The organism is Telluria sp. ZT3P39 (assembly GCF_059685935.1).
The window spans coordinates 35,852-56,586 of sequence record NZ_JCASIH010000023.1; the positions used below are offsets into that span (position 1 = coordinate 35,852).

Consider the following 20,735-nt stretch of genomic DNA (forward strand, 5'->3'; position numbering starts at 1 on the left):
CGGCTTCGCCGGCCGCGCGTTCACATCACCGATGCGCTGTGGCAGATCGCATCGGAGCTTACGCGCGGCCGGGAAACCCGGCCACCCTACGTTTAACTGAACAGCATTACTGTCCTCGCAGGGCTTTATATTTTTGAATTCAGGATTTTTTATGGAAATTAAAGTCAACTTCCTCGACAAGCTTCGCCTTGAAGCCAAGTTCGACGACTTCACGGTCATCGCCGACCAGCCCATCCGCTACAAGGGCGACGGCTCGGCGCCTGGTCCGTTCGACTATTTCCTGGCCTCGTCGGCCTTGTGCGCGGCCTATTTCGTCAAGCTCTACTGCGATACCCGCAATATTCCGACCGAAAACATCCGCCTGTCGCAGAACAATATCGTCGACCCGGAGAACCGCTACCAGCAAATCTTCAAGATCCAGGTCGAGCTGCCGGCCGATATCTCGGACAAGGACCGCCAGGGCATCCTGCGCTCGATCGACCGCTGCACGGTGAAGAAAGTGGTGCAGGCCGGGCCGGAGTTCGTGATCGAAGAAGTCGCGAACCTCGATGCCGACGCGCAGGCGCTGCTGACCCTGCAGCCGGATGCGAATGCGAGTACCTATATTGTCGGCAAGGACCTGCCGCTGGAGCAAACCATTGCCAATATGTCGGGCAAGCTCGCCGATTTAGGGATCAAGATCGAGATCGCGTCCTGGCGCAATATCGTCCCGAACGTGTGGTCGCTGCATATCCGCGACGCGCATTCGCCGATGTGCTTCACCAACGGCAAGGGCGCGAGCAAGGAAAGCGCACTGGCCTCGGCCCTGGGCGAATATATCGAGCGCCTGAACAACAACCACTTCTATGCCGGCGCCTTCTGGGGCGAAGACATCGCCAATGCGGACTTCGTCCATTATCCGAACGAGCGCTGGTTCAAGCCCGGCAAGAAAGATGCGCTCCCGAGCGGCATCCTCGACGAATACAGTCTCGGTATCTACGATCCTGACGGCGAGCTGCGTGGCTCGCACCTGGTCGATACCAATTCCGGCAATACCGAGCGCGGTATCGTCGCGCTGCCTTTCGTGCGGCAATCCGATGGCGAGACCGTGTACTTCCCGTCCAACCTTGTGGAAAACCTGTATGCCAGCAATGGCATGAGCGCCGGCAATACGCTGGCCGAAGCCCAGGTGCAATGCCTGTCCGAGATTTTCGAGCGGGCGGTCAAGCGCGAAATCATCGAGAGCGAAATGGCCTTGCCGGATGTGCCCCCGGCGGTGCTGGCGAAATACCCCGGCATCGTGGCCGGGATCCAGGCCCTGGAGGAGCAGGGTTTTCCGGTGCTGGTCAAGGACGCCTCGCTGGGCGGCACCTATCCAGTCATGTGCGTCACCCTGATGAACCCGAAAACGGGTGGCGTCTTCGCTTCCTTTGGGGCGCACCCGAGTTTCGAGGTGGCGCTGGAGCGCAGCCTGACCGAATTGCTGCAGGGCCGCAGCTTCGAAGGCCTGAACGACTTGCCGCAGCCGACCTTTACCAGCCATGCGGTGACGGAGCCGAATAACTTCGTCGAGCATTTCATCGATTCGAGCGGCGTGGTGTCGTGGCGCTTCTTCAGCGCCAGGGCGGATACCGATTTCGTCGAATGGGATTTCACCGCGCAGGGCAGCAATGCCAATGCCGAGGAAGCCGCGACCCTGCTCGGGATTCTCGAAGAGATGGGCAAGGAGGTCTATACCGCGGTGTACGACCAGCTCGGCGCAGTGGCCTGCCGCATTCTGGTGCCGGGTTATTCCGAGGTGTATCCGGTCGAAGACCTGGTCTGGGATAACACCAACAAGTCGCTGCTGTTCCGCGAAGATGTGCTGAACCTGCATCGCCTCGATGACGCCGCGTTGGAGGCGCTGCTCGAGCGCCTGGACAACAATGAACTGGACGAGTATTCCGACATCGCGACCCTGATCGGCATCGAATTCGACGAGAACACGGACTGGGGCCAGCTCACGGTGCTCGAATTGAAACTGCTGATTCACCTGGCCCTGCAGCAGTTCGAGGAAGCGCATGAGCTGGTGGGCGCCTTCCTGCAGTACAACGACAATACGGTCGAGCGCAGGCTGTTCTACCAGGCTTTGAACGTGATGCTGGAGGTGACGCTCGACGACGAGCTGGAGCTGGATGATTACGTCGTCAATTTCCGCCGGATGTATGGCGACGCCCGGATGGATGCCGCCCTGGGTTCGGTGGACGGCAGCGTGCGCTTCTTCGGCTTGCGCCCGACCAGCATGAAACTCGAAGGCCTCGACCGCCACCACCGCCTGATCGACAGCTACAAGAAGCTGCACAAGGCGCGCGCCAAGGCTGCGCCTGGAGCCGGCCAGGACTAGCCGCCCGGCACTGCTCGCCGCCCGGCCGGCAGTGCTACACTCCGCCCTTACATCGACGTTTGAACACCATGACAACTAAAAAACAGCCATCAGCCGGCAAACCAGAGGGCGCCCCTGGCGGCCGCCCCGACAATCCCTTCCTCGATGGCGATTTCTACAACCGCGTGCGCGATTACACCGAGCGCGATGCGACCTTCTCGAAGGAACTCAAGGCGATTGCCGACCGCGGCGCCGGCAAGCACGGCACCGATGCGCGCTTTGCGCCATCGCTGGAGTTCCTGCGCGGCGTGACCAAGAAGGGCGTCTCGCTCCAGGACATGCTCGAGCGTATCGTGCTCGGCAAGGAATCGGGCGCCTGGGAGCCATGGCTGGCCGCCTTCGGTATCGAGCTCAAGGGCGTCAGCTATGACAAGGCAGGGCCGCGCAATGCCAGGCTGGCCCTGGACATCAGCCTGAACGCCAAGGCCAACCCGCTGTTCTCGAACGCCGGCATCCGCAACTGGCGCAGCCTGGTGGCGGAAGACTGCGCCCAGCTGCAGGTGGAAAAGCCGACGGTCGAGACGCCGGCCAGGGCCTACGCGATCTTCTTCCTGGACGCGGCCGGCTGAGCCGCGCAGCCGCCCTGGTCAGCGAACGTCGAGCAGCTCGACGTCGAAGATCAGGGTCGCGCCCGGCGGAATCGGGCCCGCGCCGCCGTCGCCGTACCCCATCTCGGCCGGCACGATCAGGGTGCGCTTGCCGCCGACCTTCATGCCCTGCACGCCATCGTCCCACCCCTTGATGACCCGGCCTGCGCCGAGTTCGAAGCTGAAAGGCTCGCGCCCGATCGAGGAATCGAACTGGGCGCCGTGCTTCGACGCGGCGCTCGGGTCGTAGAGCCAGCCGGTATAGTTGACGACGGCCGTGGCGCCCGCGACCGCTTCCTTGCCGGTGCCGGTGACGGTATCGATTTTCTGGAATGCCGCCGCCGGGGCGGTTGCGGCCTGCTGCGGCGCCTTGGCGCGGTCGCAACCGGCCATGGCCAGCGTGAGGCTCAAGCCGAGGACGCAAGTGGAAAGCAATTGTTTCATGTGATTCTTTCTTTTTAGTGGGGCTGCAGGATGTTGCCACAGGATACATTGTGGCCGGTCCCCTGCCAACACTGCGTGGACGGCCGACTTTCGTCGAGGTTCTATTTCCCATTGCACTGTTCTCGGCCTACGCTTCCTGCACACTAGCTTGCAGAACATAGGTGCCAAGGGGAAAACACGTTGTCGACATCACCGGTCACAGTAGAGCAGGGCATCCAGGCCGCCGGCGTCGGCAAGTTCCAGTACCGCCTGTTCATGATCTTCGGCCTGGTCTGGATGGCCGACGCCATGCAGGTGCTGTCGATCGGTTTCACTGCGCCGTCGATTGCCAGGACCTTCGGCCTCGCAATGCCGCAGGCGCTCCAGAGCGGCACCTTCTTCTTCATCGGCATGCTGGCCGGCGCCTTTGTCTTCGGCCGCCTGGCGGACCGGATCGGGCGCCGGCCGGTCTTGCTGGCGGCCGTGGTGCTCGATGCCTGCTGCGGGGTCGCCTCGGCCTTCGCCCAGGATTTCACCTGGCTGCTGGCGCTGCGCTTCGCGACCGGGATCGGCGTGGGCGGCACCCTTCCGGTGGACTACACGATGATGGCGGAATTCCTGCCCAGCGACCGGCGCGGGCGCTGGCTGGTGCTGCTCGAATCCTTCTGGGCGGTGGGCACCATCCTGCTGGCGATCCTGGCCCTGCTCGCCGCCGGATCGGGTATCGATGCCTGGCGCGTCATCTTTTTCGTCACCGGCCTGCCAGCCCTGGTCGGCGTCGTGCTGCGCCTGTACGTGCCCGAGTCGCCCATGTACCTCAATCGCAGCGGCAAGCAGGAAGAGGCGCGCGCGGTGCTGCAGCGTGTCGCCGACGCCAATGGAAGCACGGTATCGATTCCGGCATTGATCCCGGATCCCCCCGCGAAGCAGGCCATGTCCGCGCTGTTTTCACGCACGCTGCGCCGCCGCAGCCTGGCCCTGCTGGCGGCCTGGGCGCTGATCTCGATTGCCTATTACGGCGTGTTCGTCTACCTGCCGGTAAAGTTGAGCGCGGAAGGCTTCGGCTTCCTGCGCGGCCAGGAATTCCTGATCGTGCTGGCCCTGGTCCAGCTGCCCGGCTTCGCGCTGGCGGCCTATGGCGTGGAGCGCTGGGGACGCAAGCCGACCCTGGTCGGTTTCCTGCTGCTCAGCGCGGCCGGCTGCCTGTTCTACAGTTTCGGCAGCGCGACCGCCGTGGTGGTGGGATCGACCCTCCTGATGAGCTTTGCGCTGCTGGGCACCTGGGGCGCGCTGTATGCCTTCACCCCCGAAGTCTATCCGACCGACCTGCGGGCCAGCGGCATGGGGCTGGCGGGAGCCGTAGCGCGCTTCGGCGGCCTGCTGGCGCCGACCATCATCGCGCCGGTGATGGCCACCCGGTTCACGCTGGCCCTGGGCATGCTGGCCGGCTGCCTGGCGCTCGCCGCCGTCGCGATCCTGTGCGTGGACGTGGAGTCGCGCAACCGCGCCCTGGAGTGAATCCGCGGCCAGGCCAAACCTCGCCAACTTGGCAGGTGCTTTTTTCTTCAGCCTGGCACACAATGGCTGTGTCTACTCTGGAGGAAGCCGATGCGCGATGCGATTATCGTAGGTGGCGGCCATAACGGCCTGGTATGCGCCTTTTACCTGGCGGGAGCCGGCTTGAAGGTCACGGTGCTGGAGCAGCGCGACGTGGTCGGCGGCGCCGCGGTCACCGAGGAATTCCATCCGGGCTTTCGCAACTCGGTGGCGGCGTATACCGTCTCGCTGCTCAATCCCAAGGTGATCCAGGACATGGGCCTGGCGGCTCACGGCCTGCGCATCGTCGAGCGCCCGCTCTCGAATTTCCTCCCGCTCGACGACCAGCATTACCTGAAGATCGGCGCCGGCAAAACCGCGCGCGAGGTGGCCCGCTTCTCGCAACGCGACGCCGGCCGGCTGGACGCCTACCAGGCGCACCTGGACACGGCAGCGGACCTGTTGCGCGACCTGGTGCTGCAGACGCCGCCGAACCTGGTGAACGGCAGCTGGCTCGCGGCGCTGCCGGAGCTGATCAAGGCCGGCAAGCTCGGCAACCGGATGCGCAAGCTGTCGCTGTCCACCCAGCGCGAGCTGCTCGACCTCTTCACCAAGTCCGCCGGCGACTACCTCGATGGCTGGTTCGAGAGCGACCCGATCAAGGCGGTGTACGGCTTCGACAGCGTGGTCGGCAACTACGCCAGCCCCTATACGCCCGGATCGGCCTATGTGCTGCTGCATCACGTGTTCGGCGAGGTGAACGGCAAGAAGGGCGCCTGGGGCCACGCCATCGGCGGCATGGGCGCGATCACCCAGGCCATGGCGAAGGCGGCCCGGGCGCGCGGGGTGGAGATCCGCACCGGGTGCGGGGTCGAGGAAGTCTTGCTGGAGAAGGGCCGCGCCACCGGGGTGGTCACGACCAAAGGCGAGCGGCTCGATGCGCGCGTGGTCGTGTCGAACCTGAATCCGCGCCTGCTTTATACCAGGCTGGTCGACCCGGCTGCGCTCCCGATCGATTTCCTGCGGCGCATGCAGGCCTGGCGCTGCGGCTCCGGGACCTTCCGCATGAACGTGGCGCTGTCCGAGCTGCCCAGCTTTTCCTGCCTGCCCGGCAGGGAGCAGGCCGAGCACCACGGCAGCGGCATCATCATCGCACCCAGCCTGCAGTACATGGAGCGCGCCTATCACGATGCCCGCAGCCTGGGCTGGTCGCGCGAACCGATCGTCGAAGTGGTGATTCCCTCCACGCTCGATGCGACCCTGGCGCCGCCCGGCCAGCACGTGGCCAGCCTGTTCTGCCAGCACGTGGCGCCCCAGTTGCCCGGCGGGGCCAGCTGGGACGCCCACCGCGACGAGGTCGCCGACCTGATGATCGACACCGTCACCCGCTACGCCCCCAACTTCAGGCAGTCGGTGCTCGGCCGGCAGATCATGAGCCCGCTGGACCTGGAGCGCACCTTCGGCCTGATCGGGGGCGACATCTTCCATGGCGCGCTGGGGCTGGACCAGCTGTTCGCGGCCCGGCCGATGCTGGGGCATGCGGATTACCGCGGGCCGGTGGCGGGGCTGTATACCTGTGGGTCGGGTACCCATCCGGGGGGCGGCGTCACCGGTGCGCCGGGGCATAATGCGGCGCGCGAGGTCTTGCGCGATTTCGCGAATGGACACAAGCCGCGGGCGGCGGCTTAGTCCGGTCTACCCGTCCGCGGGTCAGATTGCTTCGGCGCGGCCAAAATAGCCGTACTGCAGGCTGGCGGCGATGCGCCGCGCCACCACCAGGAGCTCGTCGGCCACCTCCGGCTGGAACAGTCGCCGGACGTGGTTCTCGAACAGGGTCGTGATGGATGCGCGGTTCAGTTCGGCGTACATGATGAGCGTCGTGTTGACCTGTTCGATCGGCATCAAGCGCTGATGTAAAATCGCGCTCTTTGATCATCATGGCCGCGGTGGCATTTCACGTCCGCCGGGCGTGGTTCGTAAATCGTTCGACAAGGCTTGCACCTGCAGCGTTGTCGCCAATGGCAGGGAGTGGGGATGGCAGGCAGCACCGAGGCAAAGCACCAGTTCACGCACAACGACATCGAAGTCGGCGCACGGGTTTATGAAGCGCTCGTGCACTGCGCACGATCCCTGCGCGGCATGCCGATCACCTATGGCGACCTGCTGGCGGCGGCGCGCCAGCTACACCCGAAGGATGCGGTGCTCGACCGCGCGGTGCCGGTCGGCATCGGCATGAAGCTGCTGTTCGTCGAGGCATTCTGCCAGGCCAATGGCTATCCCAACCTGGCCTGCCTCGCGGTGAACAAGTCGACCATGCGACCCGGGCCCGGCTACCAGGGCGACTGGGAAGCGGACAAGCGCGCGGCGGCAGGCTTCGACTGGTCGGTTGCGGACGCGCAGCTGGACTCATATGCGGGCGCGGCGCGGGCCGCCGTCCCGGCCCGGCTCAAGCCGCGCAAGGAACGTCCGGCGGACGTGTCCTGGTATGCCTATTACTGCTCGCACCGCGCCGCCTGCGAGAAAATCACGGCGCAAGACAAGCAAGAGATCATCAACCTGATGATGGCCGGCCTCGATCCGGAAGCCTCCCTGAACCGCGTGCTGGCCGCGAAGGCCGAGTTCGGCGACCAGGCCCGCTAGCGCGCGCGCTGCGGAAAATCGCTGTCGCCCGGAATCGCCGCCGGATGGCCGCTGATCGCGCGCGAGGCCTGCATGCCGCCCATGACGGCCGCCTCGACGCAGCCCGAATCGAGGCCCGTGCGCAGCCAGTCGCCGGCCAGGAACAGGTTGGACAGGCCGGATCCGGTGGTAACGAGCCGGTGCGCGCTGCTGCCGGTCACCGACAGCACGTAGCGCTCGGACGGGTCGACATTCGCGCGCCAGTACTGGCGGTCGAAGCGCCCCATGCCCTCGGCGTCCAGCGGATCGACCAGCCAGTGCCAGGGAAAGCCGGCGCCGGCCGCGCTCCACAGCGCGCCTATCCGCTCGCGCAGCAGTTCCAGCGCGTTTGCCCTGGCTTGCGCCGCGGCCCGCGCCGGATAGCCGGTATCGCCCTGCGGCGGCATCGCGCCCAAGGCCATCGCGCCGCAGAAGTACTGGACGCTGCGCGGCGCACTGGCGGACGGCCAGTCTTCGCCCGGCAGCACCTGGCTCATGGCGGCCCAGGTGTCGTAGGGCAGGCTGAAATTGGTGACGATGGGCTCGTCGCCATTCGGTGCAAAGGTCCAGCCCAGGTCGCGGGTCTCGTGGGTTAGCCAGACCTGGCAGGCCTGGGTGACCACGGTGCGCAGGGCGGCGGCCGTGGCCTGCAGCGGCGGGCTGGCGGCCAGCACGGCCGGCGCCACCAGGGGCAGGGAGGCCACCGACAGGCCGAGCACGACCTGGTCGAAATCGACCCCGCGCAGCAGGGTGCGCTGCGCCAGCCCGGCGCCGAAGGCCTGGCGGTAGCGCTCGGGCCAGTCGCTCCAGTACGATTCCAGGTCGACCGCATGCTCGCGCAGCAGGGCCGCTTGCGCCGGGTCGATCTGGCCGTAGTCCGGCGCGCTCGGCCAGCAGGGCAGGCCTTTCACCGTCACCAGCGGCTGGTAGTCGCTGGAGCTGAGCGCCACCTGCCGCGACAGGCGCACCGCGCCGATCGCGCCATCCTGGGGCAGGATCTCTTCCACCCGATGGAAGAACTCGAAGCGCACGCCGCGCCGGCGCAGCACCTCGTACATCGGCGCGAACACGGCGTCGCCCATCCCGGCCTGCATCCGGTAGAACACGCTGCCGCGGTAGGCAAACGACATGCGCATCATCCAGCGCAGCGCGGTGCCGGCCTCGATGTCGGGACGGGCCGGGTCGCCATCCACGAATGCGAACAATTGGGAATACATCGACGCGACCGGCGCGGAGTTCACGCACAGCTCGGGGTCGCCCCCGTGGCGCAGCAGCCAGGCGCGCAGGTCATGGTGGTTGATGGCGTCGAAGCCGCGGGTGAATACGCCGTCGGCCAGCATGCCGCGCAGGAGCGTGATGCCGATATGGATGCCGATGAGCGTGCGCCGCGTTTTGTCGTCGTCGGCCAGCTTGGCGGGCGCCGACTCCCGCACCGCGCCTTCGATGCGCTGCAGCGCCTGCAGCAGGCGCGCGCGATCGGCGTCGGTATGAAGCTGCGCGTCTTGCGGCAGCGCCTGTGCCTGGGCCAGCAGGGCGTCGAAGCCGGCGTCGGGCGCGAAGCCGGCCCGCAGCTCGCTCTGCCAGCGCCGCAGCCACTGCAAGGCTTCCAGCGTCATCTGCCAGGGCGTCACCGGATCGCTGCCGGCGCCGGGCTCGCCCGGCCTGCGCGGCAGCACCAGGTGCCAGGGGCGCCACTCGTCGCCGACCGCTTCGGCCAGCGCCAGGTAATCGTGGGGGCGGAAGGCCTGGTCCCAGCTTGCCAGCGGCGTGCCGGCAGGCCGAGCCAGTTCCGTGTAGACCTCGCGGATCATCGCGAAGGCATTGGCATAGAAGCCGAACCAGATGTGCAGGCCGTGTTCCTCGATGCGCTGGCCCAGCTGCGCGTTGCGCCCGCTGGCGCCCTTGCCGCCGAGGCGCCAGCCTTGCTGGTAGACGGTGATCTCGTAGCGCTCGCCCCAGCCGGGCTGTGATGTCAGGTAATGGGCGGCGGCCAGCGAACCGGCGCCGCCGCCGAGTATGGCGATTTTCTGCAGCCTGGCCATCGTGATCCCCTTTGGCGGTTGGCAACCGGTCCAGTCTAGGTGGGGAGTATTGCGGCCGTGTTCACCGAGATCAAACATGCCGTCGTCCTTGGGCCGAGGTCCTTGACCGTCAATGCGCCAGTGCAGCTGGACGGTTTGCCGCCAACAAGCGCAGATGCTGCCCTTGGAACTCAGCGCCCCTGGTCGATGCGGTCGGTTTCGGCTTCGCTCTCCGGTGCGCGCGCTGTCGGCAAATGCCAGCCATAGCGGATGGCGGCCAGGCGCAGACCAAAGCACAGGGCGGCGCCGGCGCAGGCGGTCGCGGTGGTGGGCAGCTGCAGCGCGTCGCCGACCACCACCACCGAGGCGCCGGCCAGGGCTGCCACCGCATAGATATCGGAGCGGAATACGGCCGGCACGTTCGACAGCAGCACATCGCGGGCCACGCCCCCGCCGATCCCGGTCAACATGCCGAGCAGCGCCGCCATCACGGGCTCCAGCCCGAACACCAGCGCCTTCTGGGCGCCGGCGACGCAGAACAGCGCCAGGCCGGCGCCGTCGAAGATCAGCACCGGGTTACGCAGCCGCCCGATCACCGGATACCAGAAGAAGATCACCGGGCCCGCCAGGGTCGAGATCACCAGGTAGCGCCAGTCGCTGATGGCGGCGGGCGGCGTGGCGCCGATCAGGAGGTCGCGCACGATGCCGCCCGAGGTCGCCGCGACGAACGAGAGCACCAGCACGCCGAAGATGTCGAGCCGGCGGCGCGAGGCGGCCATGGCGCCGCTGAGGGCGAAGACGAAGGTGCCGACCAGGTCGAGCGTGAGCACGAGGGTCTTCATGGCGGCCCCCATGTCGAGGGAAAGGACAGCGAACACGTTTGTTACCTATGGATGAAAGATGGCGGCCGGGGCGCCAGGCCAACCCGACATGGTAGCGCACAACGCCAGGCCATGTCGGCGCCGCGCCCCGGCGTTGTAGAATGCACGCTTGAAACGGAGGCGATCATGGCGAGTGAAGGACTGGTGATTTCGAGAATCCTGCATGCGGGTTACGTGTTCGAATGCGAAGGCGTGCGCATCGCCTTCGATACCATCTTCGAGAACCCCTTCAGCCACAACTGCTACGCCTTTCCGGACGTGCGCTTCGACCGCGACGCCATCCGCGCCGAGCGCTTCGACGCCGTGTTCATCTCGCATTTCCACGACGACCACTGCTCGCTCGAGAGCCTCGACCTGCTCGACCGCAGCACGCCGCTGTTCATCTACTGCATCTTCGACGAGCTGTTCGAGATGGTGCGCCTGCTCGGCTTTACCAATGTGAACTCGCTGACCCTGAACGTGCCGGAGCACGTCGGGCCCTTCGAGGTGGTCCCGCGCGAAGCCATGGATGCCGACGTGGACTCGATGTTCCAGGTGATGGCGGCCGGGATGAATGTGCTCAACGTGGTCGATTCCTGGATCGACGAGGATACGCTGGCAAAACTGGTGCGGGAAGGGCCGTGGGACATGGTGCTCTGGCCGTACCAAGCCATGCGCGAGATCGAGGTGCTGGCGCCTTCGCGCGCCGCAGCCGCGCCGCCCACGCTGCCCGAGGAATGGATCCGGCAGCTGGGGGCGCTCGCGCCGCGCTACATCGTGCCCAGCTCCTGCCAGTTCCTGCAGGAGCCGTGGTCCTGGTACAACCGCGCTTTCTTCCCGATCAGCTATGCGCAGTTCGCGCGCGAGGTCGGCGCCGCCTTGCCGAACGCCCGGGTGGTGCGCCTGAATCCTTCGGTCTCGGTTCGCCTGGACGCCACCTCGCTGCAGCCGGCCGCGCCCTTGCCCTGGGTGCTGCCGGTGGGCGAGCAGGATGTCGACTACGTGTATGAAGGCCATGCCGCCCCGCCGCCAACCGCGGAGATCGCGCGTCATTTCCCGGCCCTGAGCGAAGCCGGGCACGCGCGCGTGCTGGAGTACTGCCGCGAGGGCATCCCGGAAAAATACGGCGATGTCGAGGCATCGTCGGACTATTTCGACGCGCCGCGGATCTGGCAGCTGTCCTTGTATGGCAGCGCGGGCGAGGTGACGCGTTTTCGCTACCGGCTGGACGCGCAGGGCGCCGTCCTCGCCGGCGAGGACGCCGGTCCGCTGGGCTGGACCACCGAGCTCCCGGCCGCCAAGCTGTACGCGGCACTGGAGAACGGCGAGTCGCTGACCTCGATGTACCTGCGCATCAACGACGCCCTGTTCGATCCCGACACCGAGGCGGAACTGGCCGAAGCCGACGTGGTCGACGATCCGCTGATCCGCTGCCTGTTCAGCGCGACCTTCGGCGCCTACCAGGCGGCCCAGTTGCGGCGCCTGCTGGCCCGCTGAGCGTACAAACTCACTTGCCGAGCAGCTGGAGCGAACGTTCCCAGTTGGCGTCCCAGTCGAGCAGGAAGTGGTGGGTCTTGAAGGCGCGCCTCAAAGGCCCGAGCGGGACGCGGTAGACGTCGTGCAAGCCAAGCGCCAGGGTGACCGGGTTCCACACCGCGTTGCGCTTCGACTTCTTTGCGCTGGCTTTGACGCGGGCGCCGTCGTCGCCGAAGATCCCGATCGCCTCGTCCAGCGCCTTGCCAAGATCGAGCCGGACGATGGCGCCAAAAGCTTCCAGCACCTCCGCCTTGCCGATGCCGAGTTGCGATTCCTTCGCGGCCGGCGGCGCCGGCTGGGCCGCATGTTTGAGCTTGCCCGCCAACCGCTCCAGGTCCTTCTTCTGGAAACGCAGCTCGTCGAGCCGGCGCGTGAAGCCGGGCGCGGGCAGGCGCGCGACGATCTTGTAGGCGTCCTTGGTCGTCGTGATCAGGACGTCCATGCTGCCGGCGGCAAGGCGGGCGATATCGTCGGCGAAGAAGATCGGCGCCAGGTAGCCGCCGTTGGCCTCGCCGAACAGTTCCGGATGGGCGGCGTCATAGTCGAGCCAGACATGGGGCGTGATCTCGTGCTCGAGCAGGCGCGCCAGGGTCCAGGCCGAGCCGGTTTGTTCGGCCAGCCAGGTGCAGGCCTCGAGTGTCGTGGCACGGAAGGGAAGGTCGGTAGGGCTCATCGCGCTTTCTGGTGAGGGGCGAACGAAGGAAACAGGCCAACATTCTACCGGGAGTTGGCGCCGCGGCGCTTGCGTCGCGCTACACTGGGATCTGACGTATTACCGGAGGGAGCGACCATCGTGGCCTATCGTTTGCTGGCGGATGCCGTACTGCTCCTGCACCTGGGCTTCATCCTGTTCGTCGTGTTCGGGGCGCTGCTGGTGGCGCGCCGGCGCCGGCTGCTCCCGGTGCACCTGGTGGCGGCCGCCTGGGGCGTCGGGATCGAGGTGATCGGCGGGATCTGCCCGCTGACCCATGCGGAGTTGTGGCTGCGGGCGCGCGCCGGCGTGGCCGGCTACAGCGGCGGCTTCGTCGAACACTATTTGCTGCCGCTGATCTATCCGGGCGAGCTCACGCGCGGCCTGCAGTTCGGGCTGGCGGCCGGGGTGCTGTTCATTAACGCGGCGCTCTACCTGTGGATTTTCCGCCAGCGGCCGGCGCGTCCCGCGCTGAAATCAAAAAACCCTCGCGGACGAGGGCTTCGGGAGTAAACGGCGAAGGCTTATTCGACCCAGGCAAAGCCGTCGCGCGCCAGCAGGGCGAAGGACTCGGCCGGGCCCCAGGAGCCGGCCGGATAGGCATGCGGCTTCTCGCCCAGCGTGTTCCAGCCTTCGATGATCGGATCGGCCCAGGCCCATGCCGCTTCCAGCTCGTCGCGGCGCATGAAATGGGTCAGGCGCCCGCGCACGACGTCGATCAGGAGGCGCTCGTAGGCTTCGGCGCGGCGCTGCTGGAAGGCCGACTGCAGGTCGAGGTTCAGGGCCACCTGCTGCATCTGCATGCCGCTGCCGGGCTGCTTGGCCATGATCTGCAGCTTGATCGCTTCTTCCGGCTGCAGCTCGATGACGAGGCGGTTGGCGACGCCGCCCGGCATGTCCGGGAACAGCGGGAAGGGCGGATTGGCGAACTCGATCACGATCTTCGAAGAGCGGCGCTGCATGCGCTTTCCGGTGCGCAGGTAGAAGGGCACCTTCGACCAGCGCCAGGTATCGACGTGGGCGCGCACGGCAACAAAAGTCTCGGTCTTGCTGTCCGCTGGAACATTGCGCTCTTCGTGGTAGCCGGCCACTTCCTGGTTGCCGCTCACGCCGTGGCCATATTGCCCGCGCACCGTGTCACGCGCGATATCGGCCAGGCCGAAGCGGCGCAGCGAGCGCAGCACTTTCAGTTTTTCGTCGCGCACGGCGTCCGGTGAGAGCGAGGTCGGCGGTTCCATGGCGACGATGCACAGCAGTTGCAGCAAGTGGTTCTGCACCATGTCGCGCATGGCGCCGGTGCTATCGTAGAAGCCGGCGCGGCTGCCCACGCCCACTTCCTCGGCCACCGTGATCTGCACGCTCGAGATGTTCGGCGCGCGCCACAGCGGTTCCAGGATCGAATTGCCGAAGCGCAGCACCATCAGGTTCTGCACCGTTTCCTTGCCCAGGTAATGGTCGATGCGGTAGATCTGCGATTCGGCGAAATGCTTGCCGACCGCTTCGTTGATCTCCACCGCCGATTCGAGGTCGCGCCCGAGGGGTTTTTCCAGTACCACGCGGGCGTTGCCGTCGACCAGGCCGGCCTCGGCCAGCTTGTCGCAGATGGTCGTGAACAGGGCCGGCGCGGTAGCCAGGTAAAACACGCGCTGGGCGCCCGGATGCGCCGCCTGGGCCAGGGCGCTGAAATCGGGCGCGGCCTGCACGTCGAGGCGGACGTATTCGAGCAGCTGCAGGAAACTGTCCCAGGTCTTGTCGTTGAAATTGGCGCCGGCGATGAAGGAGCGCGACTGCTCCTCGACCTGGGCCAGGTAGGCGGCGCGGTCGAAGTCCTGGCGTCCGGTCGAGATGATGCGGGTCGAGGCCGGCAGGTTGCCGTGCATGTGGGCCATGTAGAGCGCAGGAAGCAGCTTCCTCATCGCCAGGTCGCCCATGCCGCCGAAGATGATCATGTCGAGGGGAAGACCGGTATCAGTGTCTGTCGAAGGGGTCATTTCAGTAGCCAAAATAAGTTGAAGAGGTAGCTTCACCGCCGGCAAGGGGCTTTGCCGCGTCCGACGCCGGCGCCCCTGCTACGGTATCAGATCGGGAGCGATTGCGCAGGAGGCGTGCCGGTCTGGAAGGACATTCGCTTATCTTGCCATTTGTGCAAATTTCATGTGCACGGGGGGCAGTTTGTGCAAATCTTGTTTGCATCCAGGCGCCCCGCTTCCGGCTTATTTGCTGCGGATAGCGGCCATGCCCTTGAAGCCGTAAGGAATCACGACGGTCTGAACCTTGCCTTCCGCGATGCAGAGAGAAAATCCCCGGTTTCTCACACGCCCAGCAGGAAGGGCAGCGCGCGCGCCAGAAGCGCACCTGGCGCTTCTTCCGGGATGTAGTGCCCGCAAGGCAGCGCCTCGCCTTCGGCCTGGCCGGCCAGTTTGCGCCACTCGAGCAGCGGGTCGAAGCAGCGTTGCACCACGCCCTGTTCGCCCCACAGCACCAGCAGCGGTAACGCGAGCCGCAGGCCCGCCTCGCGATCGAGCCGGTCGTGTTCCAGGTCGATGCCCGCGCTGGCGCGGTAATCCTCGCAGATGCCGTGCGCGGTGCCGGGCAGGGCCAGGCAGCGGCGGTATTCGTCCAGCGCACGTGGATCGAATGGCGCCAGGCCCGCGCTGCGCCGGCCCATCACGTCGCGGATATAGGCGTCGGGATCGGCCTCGATCAGCCGCTCCGGCAAGGGCGCCGGCTGGATCAGGAAGAACCAGTGCCAGTAGGCGCGCGCGAACGCGTCGGTGGTTTGCTCGTACATGGCCAGCGTGGGCGCGATGTCGAGCAGCACCGCGCGTTCGACCGCATCGGGATGGTCAGCCATCAGCCGGTGCGCCACCCGCGCGCCGCGGTCGTGCGCCATCACCCTGAAATGCGCGAAGCCGTGGAAGCGCATCACGGCCAGCATGTCGGCGGCCATGGCGCGCTTGCTGTAATTTGCGTGGTCCGGGCTGCCCGCGGGCTTCGACGAATCGCCATAGCCGCGCAGGTCGCAGGCGACCACGGTGAACTGCCCGGCCAGCATCGGCGCCACCTTGTGCCAGATCGCGTGGGTCTGCGGGTGCCCGTGCAGCAGCAGGAGCGGCGGGCCGGCGCCGCCGATAGCGCCGGCGATGGTCACGTCGTTATCGGTCGTGACCCGGAAGGATTGGAAGCCGGGGAAGAGGGAATCGATCATGGCTGGTCGGCGTAGTCGTGAAGCGAAAAGTGTAGCAGGCCGCGCCGACGAAGCCTTACATGGGCCTGACGTTCGCGGATTGTTGTAAATATACCCATGAGAACTTTTGCGAATTGACATCTTTGCCCTTGCCCAGCAGTATCAGATGGCGCCCGTTGCGTTCTACCCCAGTCCGGCGCGCTTCAACAACAAGAGGAAATCCAAGATGCAGAAACACGTAACGCAAAAGACGGTCCTTGCCCTTGCCATTGCTTCGCTGTTCTCCGGCGTCTCCCACGCGCAGGACGCCATGGCGACCGACCCCGCCGCCACTCCCGCCGCCACCGTGGTGGTCACCGGCACCCGCGTGGCCAACCGCACGGCGCTCGACACCGCGGCCCCGGTCGACATCATCTCGGCCGACACCCTCAAGAACGTCGGCAGCACCGAAATGAACCAGGCGCTGTCGATGGCGCTGCCGTCGCTGAATTTCCCGAAGCCGGCCATTACCGACGGCACCGACACCATCCGTCCCGCGACCCTGCGCGGCATGGCGCCGGACCAGACCCTGGTGCTGGTGAACTCCAAGCGCCGCCATGCTTCCTCGCTGGTCAACGTCAACGGCTCGATCGGCCGCGGTTCGGCGGCGGTGGACATGAACACCATCCCGACCGCCATCGTGCAAAGCGTCGAGGTGCTGCGCGACGGCGCCGCCGCCCAATACGGCTCGGACGCGATCTCCGGCGTGGTCAACCTGCGCCTGCGCACCAACCGCAGCGGCGGCGAAGCGGCCGTCACCTATGGCCAGCGCGAAACCGAATACGACCTGCGGAACAGCGCGCCGCCGGCCGGCGGCACCTGGACCGCGCCGCAGTCGCGCAAGCGCAGCGACGGCGAGACCGCCACGGTCAGCCTGTGGAAAGGCCTGGCCCTGGGCGAAGACGGCTATGTCACCATCGCCGCCGAATACCGCGACCAGAAGCGCACGGAGCGCAGCGGCTACGACATGCGCCAGCAATACCCGCTGGTGAACGGCGCGTTCGACCCGCGCGAGAACAGCATCAACCGCTTCAACGCGTGGTACGGCGATCCGGAGATGCAACAGGCGACCCTGTTCGCCAACGCCGGCATGAACCTGGGCGGCGGCGTCAAGGCCTATGGCTGGGCGAGCTACCAGGACCGCCAGGCCCGTTCGGGCGGCTTCTTCCGTCCAGCCCAGGACGCGCGCAACATCCTGTCGATCTATCCGGACGGCTTCCTGCCGATCATCGCGCCGACCGTGACCGACTACTCGGCCACCGGCGGGCTCACCTGGACCCTGGGCGACTGGGACATGGATGCCTCGCTTGGCTACGGCAAGAACAAGATGACGTATGACATCCAGAACACGCTGAACCGGTCGATCGGCCCGACCAGCAAGACCGAGTTCTATGCGGGCGGCTATTCCTACGACCAGCTGGTGGCCAACCTGACCGGCGTGCGCAGCGTGCCGGTGGGGGCCTTCACCTCGCCGCTGAACGTGGCGGTCGGGATGGAAGCGCGCCGCGAAGGCTACCAGCTGTTCGCGGGCGAACCGGACTCCTACCGCTACGGCGGCGTGGTGCTCCCGAATGGCACCCCGGCCGCACCGGGCGCCCAGGTGTTCCCGGGCTTCCGTCCGGCGAACGAAGTCGACGCCCACCGCAACGCCATCGGCGCCTTCGTCGACCTGGAAGCGAACGTGACGCCGGAGCTGCTGGCATCGGTCGCCGTGCGCGGCGAGCGCTATTCCGATTTCGGCAACAGCCTGGCCGGCAAGTTCTCGGCGCGCTATGACTTCAGCAAAGCCTTCGCCCTGCGCGGCGCCGTGCAGAACGGCTTCCGCGCACCGTCGCCGCAGCAGCAGAACTTCACCGCCACCTCGACCAACTTCATCAACGGCGTCCCGTTCGAGATCACCACCTTCAAGCCGAGCGATCCGGTGGCCGTGGCCCTCGGCGCCAAGCCGCTCGAAGCGGAAAAATCGGTGAACGCCTCGCTCGGCGCGGTGATGCGCTTCGATCCGTTTTCCATCACGGTCGACGCCTACCGCATCGACATCGAAGACCGCATCATCCTGTCCGAGAACCTGACCCAGGCGAACGTTCGCAACTACATCGCCTCGCAAGGCTTCATCGGCGTGGGCGGCGGGCGCTTCTTCATCAATGGCGTGGATACCACGACCAAGGGCGTGGACGTGGTGGTGAGCTGGCCGATGTCGCTGGGTGGCGCGGGCAAGCTCGATTTCACGGTGGCCGGCAACTTCACCGACACCAAGGTCACCAAGACCCCGGTGACGGCGCAGCTGTCCTCGCTGCCGGCGCCGGCGCCGGTGCTGTTCGACCGCCTGAACGTGCTGTCGCTGGAAAAAGGCCAGCCCTCGAGCAAGATCAGCACCAGCATCAATTGGAAACTGGGCCAGTGGGGCGCGACCTTCCGCGCCACCCGCTACGGCAAGGTGCTCTCGCCTGGCACCACCGCGGCGCTGGACTTCTGGATGGGCGCCAGGACCGTGGTCGACCTGGAAGGGCGCTTCGCGGTCACGCCGAAACTGAGCCTGGCCATCGGCGCGGACAACGTGTTCGACCAGTATCCGGAAACCCAGCCGCCGGCGCTGAACACCACGGGTAATACGCCGTTCGCCAACTACGCGCCGTTCGGCCGTTCGGGACGCTACATCTACATGCGGGCGAACTACGGCTTCTAAGCTTTCGTAGGGTGGTCGGCTTCGCCGACCGCGCGTTCAACGCACGTGGGCCTATCTGCATTTCCGGGTAGGCGACCGTGGTTTGAACGCGCGGGCGGAAGATCCGCCCACCCTACCTGGCAAGGCGGTAGAGCTGCTCGCGGTACATCAGCGATGGCGCCATCACATGGGCCATCGCTTTTTTTACGTGCGCGCCATCGGGCGCGCCGGGCAGCACGCCGAATTGTCCGCTCGCCGCATCGTAGCTGCCGCGCAGCGGCGGCTGGCCCGGACGCAGGACGGTGGCGCCGCTGTCGTCGAGCCAGGCGAAATAATTCTCGAACTGGATCAGCGCGCGGCCGGGCGCAGTGCGCTCGCGCGCCAGGTCGCGCCCGATCATCGGGTGCTCGCTCGAGACGCCCAGCAGCGATAGCAAGGTCGGGGCCAGGTCGATCTGGCTGGCGATGGTCTTGATGCGCTCCGGCTGGATGTCCGCGCCCAGGATCAGGCCGGGAATGTGGAACTTCTTGATCGGCACCAGGCTGTTGCCGTACACGCGGTTGTCGTGGTCGGCCACGATCAGGAAAACCGTGTCCTTCCAGTAGTCCTGCCGCTTGGCTTCGCGAATGAACTTGCCGAGCGCGTAGTCCGCATACTTCACCGCATTGTTGACGGTCTGCTTGGCAGGGTCGTGCAGCGCGATTTTCCCGTCGGGGAACTGGAAAGGCTCGTGGTTGGACGAGGAAAAGATCAGGCTGAAGAAAGGCTTGCCCTGGGCATGCAGGTGCTTGAGGCGCTCGAGCGATTTGTCGAACAGGTCTTCGTCGGACGCGCCCCAGCTGCCCTCGAACTTCGGCTGCATCTGGTCGCGGTCGACGATGTTCTGGAAGCCGTTCCCGGTGAAGAAGCTGCGCATGTTGTCGAAGTGCGCTTCGCCGCCATAGACGAATTCGGTGTGGTAGCCCTGGCGCCCCAAACCCTCCGCCAGCGTATAGAAGTTCCGCTGCGCCAGCGAGAGCTTGACCACGCTGCGCGCCGGCGTCGGCGCGTAACCCGCCACCACGGCCTCGATGCCGCGCACCGAACGGGTGCCGGTGGCGTACAGCTGCTCGAACCACCAGCCTTCGTGCTTGAGCTTTTCCAGTTCCGGCGTCACCGGCAGGCCGCCGAGCGACTCCACGAAGGTCGCGCCCAGGCTTTCTTCCAGCACGATCACCAGGTTCAGCGGGCGTGTGCGGGTAATCGCCGCCTGCTGCTGGTGCAGCGTCGGCAGCCCGGGCTCGGTGAACTGGTAGCCGGCAAGCCAGGGCGCGGCTTTCACCTCGGCGAACGTCTGCTCGCGCGGGAACTTCCCATAGATTTCGGAAGAACGCGCTTCCTTGCGCAGCGACGCGACCGCATCGAGCACCGACCATGGCGAATTGATCACGAGCGAGTTGACCAGCGCGTCCTGGGTAATCGCGAACAGCGCGGGATTGGCCGGGCGGTGCGCGGTCGTCGAGCGCACCTGCATGGCCACCAGCAGCACCAGAAATGGCCAGCTCAAGAGGAGCTTCCTGGCAGGCCAGCTCGACGTCCCCCGCGAACCCGCCGCCAGCAGGCGGTAGATTGCCACGCCCAGCGCGATCGTGGCCGCCAGGCCGGCCAGCAGCACGATGCGGAAGCCATGCCACAGCGTGGCCAGCACTTCCTGCGGCCGGCTGAGGTATTCGACGAACAGGCGGTTGGGCCGCACGTCATACTGCATGATGAACTGGGGCGAGGCCACCTCGAGGAAGACGATGACCACCAGGGCGAGCGCGGCCCATGCCACCGTGAAGCGGCGCCAGAAGCGGGCGAAGCGCGGTAGGGCAAAGAGCGGCGCCAGCACCAGCGGCAGCACCAGCCAGTACCCCAGCAAGATGAGGTCGGCGCGTATGCCCTGGACAAAGACCGCGCCGGCCACGCCCGTGGCCTCGACCCGCGGCCACTGCCAGGCCACCAGCGCGGCGCGCGACAGCGACAGCAGCAGCAATCCGAGGATGGTCATCTGGACCAGGCTGGCGTAAGGCCCGGCGCGCCGTGTCAGGCGTGCGAGCAAGGAGGCGGGTGCAGCGCCAACGGCGCCGGAAGCAGTCGGGTTCATGCGGTC

General features: G+C 66.4%; 16 protein-coding genes. 8 read left to right on the forward strand and 8 right to left on the reverse strand.

Annotated features, from left to right (window positions below; genetic code table 11):
- Window positions 1-151 precede the first annotated feature (151 nt).
- On the forward strand, window positions 152-2,362 hold the full coding sequence (locus AC56LR_RS17820) for an OsmC domain/YcaO domain-containing protein (RefSeq protein WP_497132237.1): 2,211 nt from the start codon (window positions 152-154) through the stop codon (window positions 2,360-2,362).
- Window positions 2,363-2,430: 68 nt separating this feature from the next.
- On the forward strand, window positions 2,431-2,970 hold the full coding sequence (locus tag AC56LR_RS17825) for a hypothetical protein (protein ID WP_497132239.1): 540 nt from the start codon (window positions 2,431-2,433) through the stop codon (window positions 2,968-2,970).
- Window positions 2,971-2,988: 18 nt separating this feature from the next.
- Here the strand turns inward: AC56LR_RS17825 and AC56LR_RS17830 are convergent, their stop codons facing one another.
- Complete coding sequence (locus tag AC56LR_RS17830) at window positions 2,989-3,432, reverse strand: FKBP-type peptidyl-prolyl cis-trans isomerase (RefSeq protein WP_497132241.1); 444 nt, start codon at window positions 3,430-3,432, stop codon at window positions 2,989-2,991.
- Between the two features lie 180 nt (window positions 3,433-3,612).
- Here AC56LR_RS17830 and AC56LR_RS17835 point away from each other — a divergent pair, with 180 nt between their 5' ends.
- A complete protein-coding gene (locus AC56LR_RS17835; protein WP_497132243.1) occupies window positions 3,613-4,929 on the forward strand; it encodes an MFS transporter in 1,317 nt (438 codons plus the stop codon).
- Between the two features lie 90 nt (window positions 4,930-5,019).
- The gene (locus tag AC56LR_RS17840; protein ID WP_497132245.1) at window positions 5,020-6,636 is read left to right on the forward strand and encodes a phytoene desaturase family protein; all 1,617 of its coding nucleotides are present in this window, start codon (window positions 5,020-5,022) and stop codon (window positions 6,634-6,636) included.
- Between the two features lie 21 nt (window positions 6,637-6,657).
- Here the strand turns inward: AC56LR_RS17840 and AC56LR_RS17845 are convergent, their stop codons facing one another.
- Window positions 6,658-6,849 (reverse strand): hypothetical protein, encoded by a 192-nt coding sequence (locus tag AC56LR_RS17845; protein WP_497132247.1) that lies wholly within the window; start codon window positions 6,847-6,849, stop codon window positions 6,658-6,660.
- Between the two features lie 132 nt (window positions 6,850-6,981).
- Between AC56LR_RS17845 and AC56LR_RS17850 the strand changes: the two genes are divergently transcribed.
- The gene (locus tag AC56LR_RS17850; protein ID WP_497132249.1) at window positions 6,982-7,587 is read left to right on the forward strand and encodes a hypothetical protein; all 606 of its coding nucleotides are present in this window, start codon (window positions 6,982-6,984) and stop codon (window positions 7,585-7,587) included.
- Here AC56LR_RS17850 and AC56LR_RS17855 read toward each other — a convergent pair.
- A complete protein-coding gene (locus AC56LR_RS17855) occupies window positions 7,584-9,647 on the reverse strand; it encodes an NAD(P)-binding protein (protein WP_497132251.1) in 2,064 nt (687 codons plus the stop codon). The genes AC56LR_RS17850 and AC56LR_RS17855 overlap by 4 nt on opposite strands.
- A gap of 170 nt (window positions 9,648-9,817) precedes the next feature.
- A complete protein-coding gene (locus tag AC56LR_RS17860) occupies window positions 9,818-10,504 on the reverse strand; it encodes a trimeric intracellular cation channel family protein (RefSeq protein ID WP_497132252.1) in 687 nt (228 codons plus the stop codon).
- Between the two features lie 129 nt (window positions 10,505-10,633).
- Between AC56LR_RS17860 and AC56LR_RS17865 the strand changes: the two genes are divergently transcribed.
- A complete protein-coding gene (locus AC56LR_RS17865; RefSeq protein WP_497132254.1) occupies window positions 10,634-11,983 on the forward strand; it encodes an MBL fold metallo-hydrolase in 1,350 nt (449 codons plus the stop codon).
- A 10-nt stretch (window positions 11,984-11,993) separates the two neighbouring features.
- Here the strand turns inward: AC56LR_RS17865 and AC56LR_RS17870 are convergent, their stop codons facing one another.
- Entirely contained in the window at window positions 11,994-12,695 is a 702-nt protein-coding gene (locus AC56LR_RS17870; RefSeq protein WP_497132255.1) for a hypothetical protein, read from the reverse strand.
- 120 nt (window positions 12,696-12,815) lie between these two features.
- Here AC56LR_RS17870 and AC56LR_RS17875 point away from each other — a divergent pair, with 120 nt between their 5' ends.
- Window positions 12,816-13,226: a DUF2784 domain-containing protein gene (locus AC56LR_RS17875; protein ID WP_497132257.1), complete on the forward strand. Its 411-nt coding sequence runs from the start codon at window positions 12,816-12,818 to the stop codon at window positions 13,224-13,226.
- A gap of 11 nt (window positions 13,227-13,237) precedes the next feature.
- On the opposite strand, the gene zwf is transcribed toward AC56LR_RS17875, so the two are convergent.
- Together zwf and AC56LR_RS17885 are read right to left on the reverse strand one after the other, a co-directional pair.
- Complete coding sequence (zwf, locus tag AC56LR_RS17880) at window positions 13,238-14,704, reverse strand: glucose-6-phosphate dehydrogenase (RefSeq protein ID WP_497132259.1); 1,467 nt, start codon at window positions 14,702-14,704, stop codon at window positions 13,238-13,240.
- Between the two features lie 320 nt (window positions 14,705-15,024).
- A complete protein-coding gene (locus tag AC56LR_RS17885) occupies window positions 15,025-15,921 on the reverse strand; it encodes an alpha/beta fold hydrolase (RefSeq protein ID WP_497132261.1) in 897 nt (298 codons plus the stop codon).
- 205 nt (window positions 15,922-16,126) lie between these two features.
- On the opposite strand from AC56LR_RS17885, the gene AC56LR_RS17890 reads away from it, so the two are divergent.
- Window positions 16,127-18,625, forward strand: a complete 2,499-nt coding sequence (locus AC56LR_RS17890) for a TonB-dependent receptor plug domain-containing protein (protein ID WP_497132263.1) — start codon at window positions 16,127-16,129, stop codon at window positions 18,623-18,625.
- A 112-nt stretch (window positions 18,626-18,737) separates the two neighbouring features.
- Here AC56LR_RS17890 and AC56LR_RS17895 read toward each other — a convergent pair whose 3' ends face one another.
- Window positions 18,738-20,729, reverse strand: a complete 1,992-nt coding sequence (locus AC56LR_RS17895; RefSeq protein ID WP_497132265.1) for an LTA synthase family protein — start codon at window positions 20,727-20,729, stop codon at window positions 18,738-18,740.
- Between the last annotated feature and the right edge of the window lie 6 nt (window positions 20,730-20,735).